Source organism: Actinobacillus genomosp. 2 (genome assembly GCF_029773605.1).
In the GTDB taxonomy this organism is placed as follows: Bacteria; Pseudomonadota; Gammaproteobacteria; order Enterobacterales; family Pasteurellaceae; genus Actinobacillus.
Map to the genome: position 1 here is coordinate 1,500,935 of NZ_CP103807.1, position 17,051 is coordinate 1,517,985.

General features: G+C 40.5%; 17 protein-coding genes. 7 read left to right on the top strand and 10 right to left on the bottom strand.

The annotated features are described in order from the left end of the window. Window positions 1-139: 139 nt before the first annotated feature. On the bottom strand, window positions 140-754 hold the full coding sequence (rsmG, locus tag NYR60_RS07550) for a 16S rRNA (guanine(527)-N(7))-methyltransferase RsmG (RefSeq protein WP_279466490.1): 615 nt from the start codon (window positions 752-754) through the stop codon (window positions 140-142). 97 nt (window positions 755-851) lie between these two features. Further along, the gene (mnmG, locus tag NYR60_RS07555) at window positions 852-2,744 is read right to left on the bottom strand and encodes a tRNA uridine-5-carboxymethylaminomethyl(34) synthesis enzyme MnmG (RefSeq protein WP_279466491.1); all 1,893 of its coding nucleotides are present in this window, start codon (window positions 2,742-2,744) and stop codon (window positions 852-854) included. 470 nt (window positions 2,745-3,214) lie between these two features. Between mnmG and NYR60_RS07560 the strand changes: the two genes are divergently transcribed. Beyond that, the gene (locus NYR60_RS07560; RefSeq protein ID WP_279466492.1) at window positions 3,215-4,015 is read left to right on the top strand and encodes a Cof-type HAD-IIB family hydrolase; all 801 of its coding nucleotides are present in this window, start codon (window positions 3,215-3,217) and stop codon (window positions 4,013-4,015) included. A 37-nt stretch (window positions 4,016-4,052) separates the two neighbouring features. On the opposite strand, the gene NYR60_RS07565 is transcribed toward NYR60_RS07560, so the two are convergent. The 7 genes from NYR60_RS07565 to NYR60_RS07595 form a co-directional block, all read right to left on the bottom strand. Then, window positions 4,053-4,835, bottom strand: a complete 783-nt coding sequence (locus NYR60_RS07565) for an amino acid ABC transporter substrate-binding protein (RefSeq protein WP_279466493.1) — start codon at window positions 4,833-4,835, stop codon at window positions 4,053-4,055. 207 nt (window positions 4,836-5,042) lie between these two features. Then, window positions 5,043-5,519 carry a YchJ family protein gene (locus NYR60_RS07570; protein WP_279466494.1) on the bottom strand — a complete coding sequence of 159 codons (477 nt, stop codon included), beginning with the start codon at window positions 5,517-5,519 and terminating at the stop codon, window positions 5,043-5,045. 5 nt (window positions 5,520-5,524) lie between these two features. Next, window positions 5,525-5,899, bottom strand: coding sequence for a hypothetical protein (locus NYR60_RS07575; RefSeq protein ID WP_279466495.1), 375 nt, complete (start codon window positions 5,897-5,899; stop codon window positions 5,525-5,527). A gap of 88 nt (window positions 5,900-5,987) precedes the next feature. Beyond that, the gene (gene manZ / locus NYR60_RS07580) at window positions 5,988-6,815 is read right to left on the bottom strand and encodes a PTS mannose transporter subunit IID (RefSeq protein ID WP_279466497.1); all 828 of its coding nucleotides are present in this window, start codon (window positions 6,813-6,815) and stop codon (window positions 5,988-5,990) included. A 10-nt stretch (window positions 6,816-6,825) separates the two neighbouring features. Beyond that, complete coding sequence (locus NYR60_RS07585; protein ID WP_279466499.1) at window positions 6,826-7,620, bottom strand: PTS mannose/fructose/sorbose transporter subunit IIC; 795 nt, start codon at window positions 7,618-7,620, stop codon at window positions 6,826-6,828. A 14-nt stretch (window positions 7,621-7,634) separates the two neighbouring features. Further along, window positions 7,635-8,603, bottom strand: coding sequence for a mannose/fructose/sorbose PTS transporter subunit IIA (locus NYR60_RS07590; RefSeq protein WP_279466500.1), 969 nt, complete (start codon window positions 8,601-8,603; stop codon window positions 7,635-7,637). 191 nt (window positions 8,604-8,794) lie between these two features. After that, a complete protein-coding gene (locus NYR60_RS07595; protein ID WP_279466501.1) occupies window positions 8,795-10,144 on the bottom strand; it encodes a GntP family permease in 1,350 nt (449 codons plus the stop codon). Between the two features lie 177 nt (window positions 10,145-10,321). Here NYR60_RS07595 and NYR60_RS07600 point away from each other — a divergent pair, with 177 nt between their 5' ends. Next, entirely contained in the window at window positions 10,322-10,834 is a 513-nt protein-coding gene (locus NYR60_RS07600) for a gluconokinase (RefSeq protein ID WP_279466502.1), read from the top strand. A gap of 77 nt (window positions 10,835-10,911) precedes the next feature. On the opposite strand, the gene gntR is transcribed toward NYR60_RS07600, so the two are convergent. Beyond that, the gene (gene gntR / locus NYR60_RS07605; RefSeq protein WP_279466503.1) at window positions 10,912-11,910 is read right to left on the bottom strand and encodes a gluconate operon transcriptional repressor GntR; all 999 of its coding nucleotides are present in this window, start codon (window positions 11,908-11,910) and stop codon (window positions 10,912-10,914) included. A 137-nt stretch (window positions 11,911-12,047) separates the two neighbouring features. Between gntR and NYR60_RS07610 the strand changes: the two genes are divergently transcribed. From NYR60_RS07610 to rbsB, 5 genes are all read left to right on the top strand, one after another. After that, the gene (locus NYR60_RS07610; protein WP_279466504.1) at window positions 12,048-13,037 is read left to right on the top strand and encodes a substrate-binding domain-containing protein; all 990 of its coding nucleotides are present in this window, start codon (window positions 12,048-12,050) and stop codon (window positions 13,035-13,037) included. A gap of 120 nt (window positions 13,038-13,157) precedes the next feature. Then, on the top strand, window positions 13,158-13,577 hold the full coding sequence (gene rbsD, locus NYR60_RS07615) for a D-ribose pyranase (protein WP_279466506.1): 420 nt from the start codon (window positions 13,158-13,160) through the stop codon (window positions 13,575-13,577). Window positions 13,578-13,589: 12 nt separating this feature from the next. Further along, entirely contained in the window at window positions 13,590-15,071 is a 1,482-nt protein-coding gene (gene rbsA / locus NYR60_RS07620) for a ribose ABC transporter ATP-binding protein RbsA (RefSeq protein ID WP_279466507.1), read from the top strand. Window positions 15,072-15,127: 56 nt separating this feature from the next. Then, window positions 15,128-16,087: a ribose ABC transporter permease gene (gene rbsC / locus NYR60_RS07625; RefSeq protein ID WP_275218147.1), complete on the top strand. Its 960-nt coding sequence runs from the start codon at window positions 15,128-15,130 to the stop codon at window positions 16,085-16,087. 24 nt (window positions 16,088-16,111) lie between these two features. After that, window positions 16,112-16,984 carry a ribose ABC transporter substrate-binding protein RbsB gene (gene rbsB / locus NYR60_RS07630; RefSeq protein WP_279437004.1) on the top strand — a complete coding sequence of 291 codons (873 nt, stop codon included), beginning with the start codon at window positions 16,112-16,114 and terminating at the stop codon, window positions 16,982-16,984. Window positions 16,985-17,051 lie beyond the last annotated feature (67 nt).

A 17,051-nucleotide genomic window follows, 5' to 3' on the forward strand; every position in this document is an offset into this window, starting at 1 on the left:
CCTTCAATAATCTTATTCACATTTTATTTACATATTGGTATGTTTTTAACTAAAAGAATGATTTAAATACGCCCGTATAATTGAATCTCAAATAATTGACTTTTCAATAAAGCAAAAAGTAAAACCTTACACTTTAAATCTAGTATTTAGTCAGTAGCACAAGGTTACGTTCGCCTATCAACTCCGGTACAGAAAGAGGAATGACTTGTTCTAATTTAATCGTTTTTTTAATCTCTTGTACTTCACTATCGGAAAAAATACCTTTAAGAGCATAAAACTTACCCTGAGGATTAGGTAAATGGTAACACCAGTCCACCATATCATTTAAGCTGGCAAAAGCTCGGCTTAATACCCCGTCAAAGGTTTGTTCCGTATACTCTTCCACACGAGAAAGCACAGGAGTTACATTAGTGATACCTAACTCACGTAACGCATTTTTGATAAAGGTAATACGTTTACCAAGGCTATCCAGCAATACAAATTGTTTATCCGGATTTGCAATCGCAAGTGGAATACCTGGTAATCCTGGTCCGGTGCCGACATCAATAAACTTTTCGCCCTGTAAATATTCGCTTACCACTAAACTGTCTAAAATATGCTTCACCAACATTTCATCTGGATTACGCACAGAAGTAAGGTTATAAGCTTTATTCCATTTATCTAATAAACGTACGAAACCAACCAACTGCTCTTTCTGCTGATCGGTCAAATTAATTTTCGCCTGCGCTAGCAAGCGGTCTAATTTTTGTTTCATTTTGCAAAAATCCTTATGGTTTACACAATAAAACACGGAATACACTGAAAGTAACCATTGAATTAATTTCCGTATATTCCGTGCTTCCTCAGCTAAATTATAATTCGCCTCGTTTCAGCATACCTTGCTTTTTCAAATTCACGAGAAGAATTGAAATCGCAGCCGGTGTAATACCTGAAATACGGCTTGCCTGCCCAATCGAAACTGGACGATGTTGCATCAGCTTCGCACGTACTTCGTTTGAAAGGCTCTCAACCTTGTCATAATCAAATTCAGCCGGAATTAAGGTATTTTCATGACGTTTGTGACGTTCAATCTCATTTTGCTGATGTTCGATATAACCTTGGTATTTAATCGAGATTTCAACTTGCTCCACAGCCTGTTTATCTTCCAATGCCGGTGCAAATGCCGCGACTTGCGTGAGTTTGTCATAAGTCACTTCCGGACGACGTAATAAGTCTTCACCGCTCGCTTCACGAGTAAGCGGACTACTTACAAATTCATTGACTGCCGCTAAATGTTCCGATTGCGGGTGAATCCAAATTTGTTTTAGACGTTCTCGCTCACGCTCGATATTTTCCATTTTTTGATTAAATCTCGCCCAACGAGCGTCATCAATCAAGCCTAATTCGTGAGCAATAGGTGTTAAACGAATATCAGCGTTATCTTCACGTAGCAATAAACGATATTCCGCACGTGAGGTAAATACACGATACGGTTCTTTTGTGCCAAGTGTACAAAGGTCATCAACCAATACACCGGTATAAGCAAGATCACGTGTAGGGAACCACGCCTCTTTGCCTTGAACCTGTAATGCTGCATTAATACCCGCTAACAAACCTTGTGCAGCCGCTTCTTCATAACCGGTAGTACCGTTAATCTGACCGGCAAAGAATAAGCCTTCAATCGCCTTGGTTTCCAATGTCGGTTTTAGATCACGCGGGTCGAAATAATCGTACTCAATTGCATAACCCGGTTTGATAATGCGTGTGTTTTCCAAACCTTTCATTGAATTTACGATCCCCATCTGTACGTCAAACGGTAAGCTGGTTGAAATCCCGTTAGGATAAACTTCAATTGTGCTTAAACCTTCCGGCTCGAGATAAATTTGGTGGCTGTTACGATCGCTGAAACGCATTACTTTATCTTCGATCGACGGACAGTAACGAGGACCGATCCCTTCAATGATACCTGTGTACATAGGGCTACGATCTAAACTATTGCGGATCAAATCGTGCGTTTGTTCATTAGTATGCGTTATATAGCAAGGGATTTGGCGCGGATGAAGATCAACTGAGCCCATAAATGACATTACCGGCAAATCTGCGTCACCATGCTGTTTTGCCAACACGTCAAAATTGATCGTACGAGCATCCAAACGTGGTGGTGTACCGGTTTTAAGACGATCAACACGTAAGTTCAGATCACGTAAACGATCTGCTAGCATTGTCGCAGCCGGATCACCTGCTCGACCGCCAGCATAGTTATCTAAACCGATATGAATTTTACCGGCAAGGAAAGTACCTGCAGTTAATACTACCGAACGTGCTTTAAAGGTTAATCCCATTTTAGTGACTGCACCGACCGCACGATTATTTTCAACTAAAATATCAACCACTTCTTGTTGGAAAATATCTAAATTTGGCTGATTTTCTAGTGCTGTACGTACCATTTGGCGGTAAAGTACACGGTCTGCTTGTGCACGAGTTGCACGCACCGCTGGTCCTTTTGAGCTATTTAAAGTACGGAATTGGATCCCTGCTTGGTCAGTTGCGATTGCCATTAAACCGCCCATTGCATCGATCTCTTTTACTAAATGTCCTTTACCGATACCACCAATCGCTGGATTACAAGACATTTGCCCCAAAGTATCTACATTATGTGTTAGGAGTAGGGTTTTTAATCCCATTCGGGCAGGAGCTAATGCAGCCTCTGTCCCTGCATGACCGCCACCAACGACAATTACATCATAAATTTCATGGTAAATCATATATCTGCCTTTATATTTTTATCTTTTAAATGAGAAAAAAGAAAGATCATTATTCTACCTTAAAACAATAAGATCGTGAAAAGGCATTTTTAAGATCTTCAAGCTGATCTAAATGACGATCTAAGGATCACCTATAATAAAAGAGATCTTTATATAAAGATCTTTTATTATTATGATTATTAGTAATCGATAGTGATGAGGATAACCATATATTTACAAATAATATCAATGAGTTAGACAAGATCTATTCTTGTAAAGATCCTGAAATCAGTGTTGATCTTACTTGTGGATAAATAACATAGTTATCCACATAAGAAGAATTAAAATAAGTTATTATTGAATAGATCTCAGCTTATTCTAGCTAAAACACATAACTTATCCACATAAGAAAATAATGTTTTTATGCTGATTTAATAAACAAAATCACGTATGATATATTTTATTAACTAGAAAAATTACGGAGAAAAATCATGGAAACATATCAGTATTTAGCCGTTTTTAGTGATATCGATGGTACTTTATTAAATAACCAGCATCAAATTACACCTCATACTCAGCAAGCGATACATTCTTTGCTACAAAAGCATATTCCATTTATTCCTGTTTCTGCTCGTCCTCCACTTGCTATTACACCTTATACAAAGCAACTTCAAAGTAAACATGAGATCATCTGTTATAGTGGGGCGTTAATCTTAGATCAAGATCTTAAACTGTTATATAGTGTGTCTATTGATGCTAGGGATCTCGAAAAATTAGATCAACTACTGGTGGATTTTCCGTTTCTTTCGATTAATCATTATTCAGGAATTGATTGGTTTAGTAATGATTTGAGTAATCCGTGGACACTGCAGGAAGCTGAAATTACCGGTCTAAAAGCGGTCAAAAAGCCACAGAATTTAACTAATGTACATAAAATTTTAGTAATGGGCGAGGCGAACCAAATTCAGTCACTGGAAATCTTCTTAAAACAGCATTTACCGCATCTTTCTATTCATCGATCTAAAAATGAATATTTAGAAATTATGAATAAGCAAGCGACAAAATCGGCGGCTATCCGTTTTATGCAACAACGATTAAATGTAACTCAAGAACAGATCATTGCTTTTGGTGACAATTTTAATGATTTAGATATGTTGCAGTATGCAGGATTAAGTATTGCGATGGGAAATGCGCCGGATGAGGTCAAAGCAGTTGCGAAGCGTATTACCGCCTCAAACAATGATGATGGTATTGCATTAATCTTAAATGAAGTGTTTCATCTGAACACATAGTAGAAAGCCTCGGAAGTACCGAGGCTTTTCGTTAATCTTATTTGACGCTAATGTCACGACCGAAGAATTGTTCACCTAATTTTTTCAGTGTGCCGTCTTTGTGTAATTCGTTAATCGCAGTGCTAAGTTTATCTAATGCTTCTTGGTTGCCTTTATTTGCAATAAAGCCTGCGCCGACTTTTTCAGGAGATTCCCAAACAATTTTTAAACCTGATTTTGGATTTTTCTTGAGGTAATCTAATAACGCTAAGTTGTCGTTAAATGTTGCATCAGCACGTTTTTGTTGAATCAATAATAAACCTTGTGCCATACCATCAATCGGAACGATATTCGCACCATTATCACGTGCTAACTCACCGTAGTTTGAACTTAAAGTTTGTGCGGTTTTAACACCTTTTACATCTGATGCCTGCTTGATTTTCTGTTCGTCATTACGCACAACTAATGCAGCACCAGACCAGCTATAAGCGGCTGATTTATCAAAAGTCGCTTGACGTTCCGGAGTCGTTAACCCCACTTGGTTTGCGACTAAATCGAAACGATCCGCTTTTAGACCTGCCAACATAGCATCCCATTGGGTTTCTTTAAAATCAACTTTCACGCCTAATTTTTCTGCTACCGCACGTGTTACTTCCACATCATAACCGGTTAATTTACCGCTTGCGTCGTGATAGGTAAATGGCGCATAAGTGCCTTCAGTACCGACTGTAATGGTACCTTTCGCATTAATTCGGTCGAGTAATGTTTCTTTTGCAAATGAAGTTGCTGAAGTTGCTAACGCAATAGCAGATACTGCAATGATAGATAATTTTTTTAACATAGTAGGAATCCTCTTAATGGGAGAAAATTAATAGATAAAATGTATTAAGCTTTGTTTGAACGAATTATTAGAGAAATTAATCTTGGCTTCAAATAACTAAATGGAATAATAATGAGCAAAATGTTGTAAAAGGGAGGAATTGTTTTAGAATGGAAGACGTAAGCGATCATTTTTGCGTAAAATTAGGCAACAAAATGACCGCTTGTACTATGATAAATAGGCTCCGCAACAATGTTTAAATTTTTTACCTGAACCACATACACAATTTTGTTTTTGAGAAGGGAGAGGGACAGTTGGATCAACGAAATACCAACGGTTATTTACTTGTACAAACACTGATAATTCATGATGAGCTTCAATACCATTTTCCGTCTTAAAGAGGGCTTTAAATTCAACTAAGCTGTGTAATTTACTGATATTCGGTTTATGTGCAAGGATTTCTAATCCTGCCCATTGAGTCGTTTCTCCCCATGATTTCATTGCATCTCGATTTAAAAATTTCTGCTGGCTAGGGACAGTTGTATCGACAATGTAATCAATATTGACCAAAGTATAAGCTGAATAACGGGAACGCATCAACTGTTCTGCGGTTGTCGGAATAGCATGTTTTAGATGAAACGGCTGGCAACATTCTGCATAAGGTTTGCCTGATTGACATGGGCAAGCGGTTAAATTTTCTGACATATTTACTACTCTGATTTGGTCGAATCGCTTACAAATTTAAGCAAAGCATTAATTTCATTTTTAGCTTGTTCCGACAGTACTTTGTTATCGTTTAGCATTTGTGTACCACGTAAGCGGATAAATTCTAAATAATCTTTGTTTTGGGTTTGTTCATATTGCTGTTTTGCCGCATACATCTCGGTAAAATATTTACGAGTTTGACTAATTAACATCTTTTGCCCGAACATCACAATAATCGCTAATGCAAGTGCAATTACCGATCCGTAGCCGTCAGTCGGGTAATATAAAACGCCGGCAATAATAAACAATGCAGTAACTAGCATTGAGCTATTTTTAATGTAGGGCTGTTCGGGGGCTTTGAGAGTTTTTTTTAAATCCATTGCAAAATTTCCTGTAAATTTGACCGCTTGTATTATAAAAAAATACCCCCTCTAGGATAAAGAGGGGGGAATGATTTGTATGGGTAGATTAAGCTAAGATACCTAACCAATAACCTAAAATCCCCACTCCGAATAAGCCGAAGATAATGTACATCGCATTCACTTTCTTACGTAATAACCACATACATAAGAAGGTTAGCAATAATGCTGCTAAACCCGGTAATAAGTCGTTAAGCACGCTTTGCACGGTAGTAACCACTTCTTCGCCCATTGCATTTTTATAACGAGAAAGCTCAAACGGTATATTGATACTGGTCCACTTCGACACCAAGGAACCCATCACAAATAAGCCGAGAATAGAAGCGCCTTGCGTTACTTTTTGCAGACGTCCGCCACCCATATCCGAAACGATTTCCGTCCCTTTTTGATAGCCGTATTTAAAGCCGTACCAACGGGTAAGCGCACGGCAAAGGTTAATGCCGATAAAGAATAATAATGGGCCTAATAGGCTACCGCTAATCGCTAAACCAGCACCCAGTGCGGCTAATACCGGACGTAATGTCCCCCAGAAAATCGGGTCGCCGACACCGGCAAGTGGCCCCATTAAACCGACTTTTACCCCACTAATTGCCGCATCGTCAATCTCGGCACCGTTCGCACGTTCTTGTTCCATCGCTGCGGTTACGCCCATAATTGCCGAACCGACCCAAGGTTGCGTATTGAAAAACTCTAAGTGGCGTTTTAAAGCCGCTGCTTGATCTTCTTTACGGCTGTAAAGACGTTTAATCGTTGGGATCATTGATACGCAGAAGCCCATTGATTGCATACGTTCAAAGTTAAATGAACCTAAGAGGAAAGTTGAACGCCAATAAGTCGCACGAATATCCGCACTGGTAAGTTGTTTTTTCTCTGACATAATTTGCTCCTTATAGACCTTCTAACTCGTTATCTGCTAATTTTTTCGTAGTACGAGGTGCAGCTACCGATTGGTTAAATTGTGGGTTTAATTGGATGTAAAGCATTGCTAAACACGCACCTAAGAAACCAAGACCGACTAAGTTGTAGTTTGAGAATGATGCAATCACAAAGCCCATAAAGAAGAATGGCATTAACGCACCAGCACGCATCATATTGATGACCATCGCATAACCTACCACTACGATAAAACCACCTGCGACTTGTAAGCCACGAGTAATCACTTCTGGAATAGCATTTAATGCTTCGGTTACTGTATCAGTGCCTGCCACAAGTGCTACAAAGAAAGTTGGAATCGCCACACGTAATGCTTGTAGAGAAAGACCGGCAAAGTGGCAGAACTCAATTCCACGGAAGTTAGCTTGTTCAGCAAATTTATCCGCTTTATGTTGTAAGAAGATGGTTAAAGTACGCACGAAAATGGTTAATACCTGACCTGCCGCTGCAACAGGAATAGCGATTGCAATTGCCGTACCTTTATCTTGTCCGCCTTTGATTACTAAGATTGCCGCAATCACAGATGCCAATGCTGCATCCGGTGCCATTGCCGCACCAACGTTCATCCAGCCTAAGGCTAACATTTCTAGTGTACCGCCCACGATAATACCGGTTTGCAAGTCACCTAACACCCAACCGATTAAGGTACAAGCTACAAGCGGGCGGTGAGTTTGGCGTTCATCAAGTACAGAACCCATACCGCAAATTGCGGCAACTAAGGTTACTAAAATAATTTCAATACTAGTCATAAGAAAATCCTTAATTAGAATTTGATTGCATCAAGACGTGTTTTATCAAGCGGTTCTTTTTTGTTTGCCGCCACTTGTTGTAACGACATATCTACACCTAACTCGAGAAGTTTGTAGAATGCAGCTAAATCGGTTTGGTTAATCGCCACCGCTTGAGAGATAAGTTTATCGCCTTCACGGAACGTCATACCGCCGACATTGACATTTTTAATGTTCACGCCGCCTTCAATTAAGCGAACGATATCTGACGGATTGGTAACGAGCCAAATGATGTTTTTACCAGCGTATTTAGGGTTATGCCAAACTTTGATCGCTTTATCGACCGTAATCACATAACCTTTTAAATGTTCAGGAACAATTTGTAGCAACAGCTCACGGCGAATATCATCATTTGCCACTTCATCACTGATCGCAAAAATCGCTTCGCATTTCACCGTTTTCGCCCAAGATGTCATCACTTGACCATGGATTAAACGGCTGTCGATACGCATTAATGAAATATTCATACGACCATTTGGATCATAGTTTGCTGGAAGAGAAGAGGATTCTTCGGAAGCCGTTTCTGGCTGTGAAACCGGAGCGGCTGGCTCAGGATTATGAAAAGTTTTTACACTTAAGTGCCCGACTTCTTTTGCCGTTGCTGCCAGTTCGGTTGCCGTTTTTGCATCGGCTGAAGCGTCAATCACTTCAAGTAACATAGGTAAGTTTGTACCGGTAACAATATCGTCTTGCGGACGTTTTGTTACAACTCGAGCCGCCGCATTGTACGGACTACCACCAAATAAATCGACCAAGAATAGCACGCTGTCGGTAGGTTGGAGCGTTGCAATAATCGCTTCATATTTTTCGACTAACGTATCTTGACCTTCTCCTGGCACAAAGATAACCGGATGAACATTATCCGTTTCTCCATATACCATTTGTGCGGAATTAACCAACTCAAGGGCTAATTTGCCGTGAGCGGCAATGATCAAATGCACCATTTTTCACCTCTGTGATTTTTATGTCCAAAGTGTTTTTGCTAAATCGCTTTAGCATTCTGTGCGAGAATATGCAAACGGTTGCTTGTTGGCAAATGCTTTATAAAGAATGTGAGGATTAATAGATCTAGATCATAAAAAAAGCCCCTCAGTCAGTTGTACTAAGGGGCTAGATAAGGATATTGATGAATGGCTTATAATAAAATACTACCAATTAAAGCAATGATAAAGCCAACTACACCAATCGAAGTTTCTAACGCTGTCCACGTTTTTAAAGTGGTTTTAGTATCCATTTCTAAGAAACGGCTCATTAACCAGAAACCGGAATCATTCACGTGAGAAAGGACGGTCGCACCGGAGGCAATCGCAATCACGATAAAGCACAGGTCAAACTGGCTTAAATCGGTTGAAGCAGCGACACTCGGTGCAATTAAGGCTGCTGCGGTAGTTAATGCCACAGTAGCCGAACCTTGTGCAACTCGCATTGCCACCGCAATGATAAACGCCGCCACAATAATTGGCATACCGGTATCTGAAAGCATTGAAGATAACACATCACCGATACCACTGGCACGTAATACGCCACCAAACATACCGCCTGCACCGGTTACCAAAATAATCGAGCAAATCGGGCCTAACGCATTGTTACATAAACTTTCGATTTGTTCGTAACTACGCTCACCACGTAATAACATAATCGCTAGTAATAAGGTAATTAATAACGCGACTGGTGTTTTACCGATTAAACGCAGGCTTTGTACCCAAAGTTCTGAACCATCAATCACTTTTGCCACGCTTAAGGTATTTAAACCGGTATCAAATAAAATTAAGAAGATCGGTAATACTAAAATAAATAAGACACGTCTAAATGAAGGTGGTGCTTGTACCGAAGTTTCACTAATTGCCGCTGCATTTAAAAATGCTTTCGGTAACTCCACGTGAACCCGTTTACTGATAAACATACTAAATAAATATGTACCAATATACCAAGTCGGAATGGCACAGATTAATCCGACAATGACCATCAATCCCATATTTACCCCAAGTAAATCACCGGAAGCAACCGGACCCGGATGTGGCGGTAGAAATGCGTGCATTACTGCAAATGCACCGGCAACTGGAAACGCATAACGTAGTACTGAACCACCAAATTGTTTTGCTACGCTAAAGACAATCGGTAACATTACAACTAAACCGGCATCGAAGAAAATTGGGAAACCGAAAAGTAATGCTGCGACACCTAATGCAAACGGTGCTTTTTGCTTACCGAATTTATTAATTAGCGTATCGGCTAATACTTTTGCGCCACCTGTAATCTCTAATAAGCGACCAATCATTGCGCCTAAACCAACAAGTAAAGCAACGGAAGCTAGCGTATTTCCGAAGCCAGTTAATAAGGTTGGTAGAATTTTATCGACTGGAATACCAGCCGCCAATGCGGTTAGTAAACTGACAATTAGCAATGCAACAAACGCATGTACTTTAAATTTTATAATCAATATTAACAGTGCAATGATTGCAACCGCCATAATGAAAATTAACATAAGAACCTCGAACAGAAGTATTAAATTGTTACTGGTAACATAAATTTAAACGTTTGCGATGTAAATAGATTGTTAGAATTAATTTTGAAAATGAGATCTATGTCACAAAATTAAATGTTACCTGTAACATCAAGTGGCAAAATCTGTTATGTTGAGGGGAAATAGGAGGAAGCTCAAATGAAATCTGGTCAAAGTTTTATTTTAATGGGTGTTTCAAGCACCGGTAAAACCACAATAGGGAGTGAAGTGGCTCGCCGTTTAGGCATTAAATTGATTGATGGCGATGATTTACATCCGAGAGCAAATATCCTCAAGATGGGACAGGGGCAACCTCTTAATGACGAGGATCGTTTCCCTTGGTTGGAACGGATTAATGATGCCGCCTTTAGTTTAGAACAAAAAAATGAAATCGGCATTATTGTTTGTTCGGCATTGAAAAAGAAATATCGTGATCAAATTCGCCAAGGCAATCAAAAGGTGATGTTTATTCATTTACACGGTTCATTTGAGCTTATTTTAGAACGCATGAAAAAACGCAAAGGGCATTTTATGAAAACAGAAATGCTGAAAAGCCAGTTTGATACGTTAGAAGTGCCACAGGCGGACGAGCCTGATGTGATTTCGATTGATATTAGTGGCAGTTTTGAAAATGTTGTGCAATTGTGCGTACAGGCAATTCAAGCACAATGATAAATAGAATGGAATGTTGAGTAGCAAGCGGTTATTTTTTGTGAGTTTTTCGCAACATTTAACCGCTTTTTTATTGTTTAAACTGTTTCGCCAATATGAATTTTATAGCCAAGATTGATAACTTCGTCTTGAATATTACCGCCATTTAGACTGCTTAATAATTGTTCGGCGGCAACTTTGCCGATTTCAAAGCGAGGGGTAATGACACTTGCAAGTTGAGGTGTTATTGATTGACCAACATCGTGTCCGTGAAAGCCTGCAATCGCAATTTGTTGCGGCACTTTAATGCCTAAACGTTGACATTCAAACAATGCACCGATGGCTAAATCGTCATTGGTGCAGAAAATACCATCGATATTCGGATATTTTTCTAACGCAATGTGTAATTGACGCGCACCCAACGTAAATGAAGAGGATTCTTCAGTGGCAATAGTATAAGGCGTTAGTTTATGCTTTTGCATGGCAAGTTCGTAACCACGCATTTTTAAACGAGTACGTTTATCCATTCTTGCCGAAAAATAGACCACTTGGCGACAACCTCGATTAATCATGGTTTCAACCATCGCTTGAGCTGCAAAAATATTGTCAAAACCGACCGCTTGTTGTTGTCCTTGTTCACTAATATCCATGATTTCAACCACCGGAATTTTCGCAACACTTAACATTTTAAGCGTACGTTCACTATGGTGATTTTCCGATAAAATTAAGCCGTCCACATGATAAGAAAGGAGAGATTCAATGCGTTGTTCTTCTTTTTGTTCGCTATAGCCGTAGTGGGCGAGCATGGTTTGATAACCGGCGGCATCGGTTACGCTCTCAATCCCTTTTAGCACATCGGCAAAAACTTGGTTGGTTAAAGACGGCAGCAACACGCCAATCGCTTTACTTTTGGCATTAGACAGAATATCCGGCGCACGATTCGGAATATAACCGAATTGTTCAATCGCAACGGCGATTCGTTTACCGGTCTCTTCGGCAACCGAGGAGGGATTACGTAAATAGCGACTGATGGTCATTTTAGTAAGGCCTAAATGTTCAGCAATATCTTGTAAAGTTGGACGTTTATGTTTGCTCATAATGTGAAATTTTGTGAAGTATGTCGCTATTTTAACGGAAAGTATGATTTTATGTTTTATTTGCAAAATAACAAGCGGTAAGATTTTAGCAAAATTTTGCTAAAACCTATTTTGTAAACACCTATAAAGGCAATTTTATGGCAACCATGAAAGATATAGCTCGTATTGCGGGCGTTTCCACTTCTACCGTTTCCCACGTGATCAATAACTCACGTTTTGTGAGTGACGAAATTCGTCAGAGGATTGAAAAAGTAGTTGCGGAACTTAATTACACGCCTTCATTGGTAGCTCGCAGCCTGAAAGTAAAAGAAACCAACACAATTGGTATGTTAGTTACCACCAGTAGTAACCCATTTTTTGCGGAAGTGGTACGTCACGTGGAGCGTTATTGCGAACGTCATAATTATCATTTAATTTTGGTTAATACCGATGGTAATAGTGCCAATTTGGAACAACATTTAGACCGCTTGTTACGTAAGCAAGTGGACGGTTTATTATTGATGTGTTCCGAACCGCAAGATTTGGACGAAAGTGTGATGGCAAATATTCACTTGCCAATAGTGGTGATTGACTGGTGGCAACAGGCGTTAAATGCGGACAAAGTGCATGAAAATTCAGAATTAGGCGGCTATCTTGCGACAAAAGCGTTAATTGATGCCGGCTATCGCGAGATTGCGGTGATTACCGGCGAACAATCGAAATCCCATACTTTAAACCGTTTACAAGGCTACAAGCGGGCGATTTTAGAGGCAAATTTACCAATTCACCCAGAATGGATTGTGGAAGGTCGCTTTGATTACCAAGCCGGTTTAGCGTGTGCCAGTCAATTACTTAATGCTAGTTCTCGCCCTCAAGCGATTTTTGCGATGAGCGATAGTATTGCAATCGGCGTATATCAAGCCGCTTGGCAAGCCGGTTTACGTATTCCGCAAGATATTGCGGTGATCGGTTACGATAATATCGAATTAGCACAATATCTCGCACCGCCACTTTCCACCATTCATCAGCCCAAAGCCCGTTTGGCAAAAAATGCGGTGGAACAGTTAATCGCCCGTATTCATCAGCCGGACAAAGCCTATCAAGAAATCGAACTTACCCCCGAACTTGTTGTTCGCCGTTCTTTTTAAAAAATTTGTGATAGACCTCTCAAATCCGATAAGAAGCATTTGCTTTTTTAGATGATTTTTTCTATTTTTTATTCATCGAAACGTTTCGATGAGAAATAAAATCACCTAAATGGAGGAAATATGAAAAAAACAGCGGTATTAAATGCACAACTTTCCGGTGTGATTGCCAGCCTAGGGCATACGGACGGCTTAGCCATTTGTGATGCTGGCTTACCGATTCCTTCTGAACAACAATGTGTTGATTTAGCCCTGACTAAAGGTGTACCAAGTTTTTTATCGACCTTGGAAGTGGTGCTAACTGAACTCTTTGTCGAACGTATTTTATTGGCAGAAGAAATTAAACAAGCTAATCCGACTATTGAACAGCAGTTGCTTGAGATGATCAATAAACTTGCTCAAACTCAAGGTCGTCAAATCGACATTGAATATGTGGTACATAGTGAATTTAAGCAACGTAGTAATCAAGCGAAAGCAGTAGTGCGTACCGGTGAGTGTTCGCCGTATGCGAATGTGATTCTTTACTCAGGCGTACCGTTCTAGAGCGAGAAAAATATGAAAACCTTGTTGAAAATCAAGGGGATTGATAAAGCCTTTCCGGGTGTACAAGCATTAAAAAATGCTTGCCTGAATGTGTATGCTGGTAGAGCAATGGCATTAATGGGCGAGAACGGTGCGGGCAAATCAACCCTGATGAAAATTTTGACCGGTATTTATCAACGGGATGCCGGTACGATTGAATACCTTGGTAAAGCGGTCAGTTTTGCTAATCCGAAAGCCTCGCAAGAAGCCGGTTTAAGTATTATTCATCAAGAACTCAATATTCTGGGTAACTTGTCGATTGCGGAAAATATCTTCCTCGGGCGTGAATTTACCAATGCTTGGGGCGGTATTGATTGGCGTAAAATGTATGAAGAGTCCGACCGCTTGTTAGTACGTCTTGGGGTGAAACATTCCAGTCGCCAAGCAGCAAACGAATTATCGATCGGCGAATTACAAATGGTGGAAATTGCCAAAGCCTTAAGTTTTGAATCACAGGTGATTGTAATGGACGAACCGACCGATGCGCTGACCGATACCGAAACCGAAGCATTGTTTAGTGTAATTCGAGAACTCAAAGCGGAAGGACGAGGCATTGTTTATATTTCTCACCGTTTAAAAGAGATCTTCCAAATTTGTGATGATGTAACCGTATTGCGTGACGGTCAATTTATCGGTGAAAGTACGGTGGCGGATTTAACCGAAGATCGTTTAATTGAGATGATGGTTGGGCGTAAGTTAGAAGATCAATATCCGCATATTGATAATCCGATCGGCGAGGTTTGTTTGTCAGTGAAAAACTTATCAGGTAGCGGTGTGAATAACGTTTCGTTTGAATTGCATAAAGGCGAAATTTTAGGTGTTTCCGGTTTGATGGGCGCAGGGCGTACCGAGTTGATGAAGGTATTGTACGGCGCATTATCGAAAACCGCCGGCGAAGTGTTATTAGACGGCAAAACGATTAATAATCGCTCCAGCCAAGACGGCTTAAATAACGGCATTGTGTATATTTCTGAAGACCGTAAAGGTGACGGCTTAATTTTAGGTATGTCGGTCAAAGAAAATATGTCGCTGACCGCTTTGGAATATCTGTCGAATTGGGGACGTATTAACCACGAAAAAGAAAAAATGACCGTGGTGGATTTTATCGATTTATTTAATATTAAAACCCCGAGTCCGGATAAGATTATCGGCGAATTATCCGGCGGCAATCAGCAAAAAGTGGCGATTGCCAAAGGCTTAATGACTCGCCCGAACGTGTTGATTTTAGATGAACCGACCCGAGGTGTGGACGTAGGGGCGAAAAAAGAAATTTATCAACTGATCAACAAATTTAAAGCCGAAGGGTTAAGCATTATTTTAGTCTCAAGCGATATGCCGGAAGTATTAGGGATGTCCGATCGCATTATTGTAATGCGAGAAGGAGCCATTCGTGGCGAGTTTTCTCGCACAGAAGCCACCCAAGAAAAATTATTATCCGCCGCAATCGGCAAATAAGTTAGACGCTTTTACAAGCGGTCAAATTTAGCAAGAATTTTGCAAAAGGAATCAATATGAACAAAGCATTTAATCTAAAAAAATTCCTGATAGAACAACGTTCGATCATTGCATTACTCGCATTAATTGCGGTGGTGTCATTTTTAAATCCGAATTTTTTTAGTGTCGATAACTTACTGAATATTCTACGCCAAACGTCAGTGAATGCGATTATCGCAATCGGTATGACGTTTGTGATTTTAATTGCTGGGATTGACCTTTCGGTTGGTTCAGTCTTAGCACTAACCGGAGCGGTAGCGGCAACTTTAATCGGTTTAGATCTCTCGATTTATTTAGTGGTACCGGCAGTATTACTATTCGGTGCGGCAATCGGTTTGTTAAACGGTGCGTTAGTTGCCTTCGGTAAAGTACAGGCGTTTATGGCAACGTTAATCACTATGTTGTTATTACGTGGTATCACCATGATTTATATGGAAGGTCGCCCGATTTCTACCGGTTTTTCCGACAATGCCGATTACTTTGCCGAGATTGGTACCGGCGAATTATTCGGTGTGCCGGTGCCGGTTTGGTTAATGTTTATCTTATTTGCTATCGGCTGGTTTATTCTGACCCAAACTCGTATCGGTCGTTATATTTATGCGCTTGGCGGTAATGAATCGGCAACTGCACTTTCTGGTATCAACGTGAATAAAATCAAACTATTTGTGTTTGCGGTTAGCGGTGTGTTAGCAGCACTAGCAGGTTTAATTGTCACCTCTCGTTTAGGTTCGGCACAACCGACCGCCGGTACCGGTTATGAACTTGATGCGATTGCTGCGGTTGTGGTCGGTGGAACCAGTTTAATGGGCGGTAAAGGTCGTATTATCGGCACACTAATTGGTGCGTTAATTATCGGCTTCCTCAGCAATGCGTTGAATTTATTAGATATTGACTCTTACTATCAGCTTGTCGCAAAAGCGTTAGTAATTTTAGCAGCGGTTATTTTGGATAACTTCCTTGGCCGTAAAAAAGCGTAACCTACCTCTCAAAAGGAGATTTCTATGAAAAAATTAACTTCTTTAGCCCTTGCTCTAGGTTTAGCATTCGGTGCAAAAGCAATGGCACAAGACACATTAGCATTAGCGGTTTCTACGCTGGATAACCCGTTCTTCGTTACCTTAAAAGAAGGTGCAGAGAAAAAAGCCAAAGACCTCGGTTACAAATTAGTGGTGTTAGATTCCCAAAATGACCCGGCGAAAGAATTAGCGAACGTGGAAGATCTCACGGTGCGTGGTGCGAAAGTATTACTAATCAACCCGACTGATTCGGAAGCGGTTGGTAATGCAGTAGCGATTGCGAATAAGAAAAATATTCCTGTCATTACTTTAGACCGTGGTGCGAATAAAGGTGAAGTGGTGAGCCACATCGCTTCCGATAACGTTGCCGGCGGTAAAATGGCGGGCGATTTTATCGCAGAGAAAGTCGGTAAAAATGCCAAAGTTATCCAATTAGAAGGGATTGCCGGCACATCAGCAGCACGTGAACGTGGCGAAGGCTTTAAACAAGCGGTAGCGGCAAATCAATTTGAAGTATTAGCCAGCCAACCGGCAGATTTTGACCGTACTAAAGGCTTAAACGTAACTGAAAACTTACTGGCAAGTCACGGTGCAGCTAAAGCGATTTTCGCTCAAAATGATGAAATGGCATTAGGTGCATTACGTGCGGTAAAAGCGGCAGGTAAAGATATTATCGTTGTCGGCTTTGACGGTACGGATGATGCAGTGAAAGCGGTAAAAGGCGGCAAACTGGCGGCAACTATCGCACAACAACCGGATAAAATCGGTGAGTTAGGCGTAGAAACAGCGGATAAATTGCTTAAAGGTGAAAAAGTCGAAGCGAAAATCCCAGTACCGTTAAAAGTGATTAGTCAGTAATTTTGGCTCCGGAACCGTTATTTTGACGGTTCCGGCATCGCTAGGTTTGTTTGAGGTCGGTTTGAGG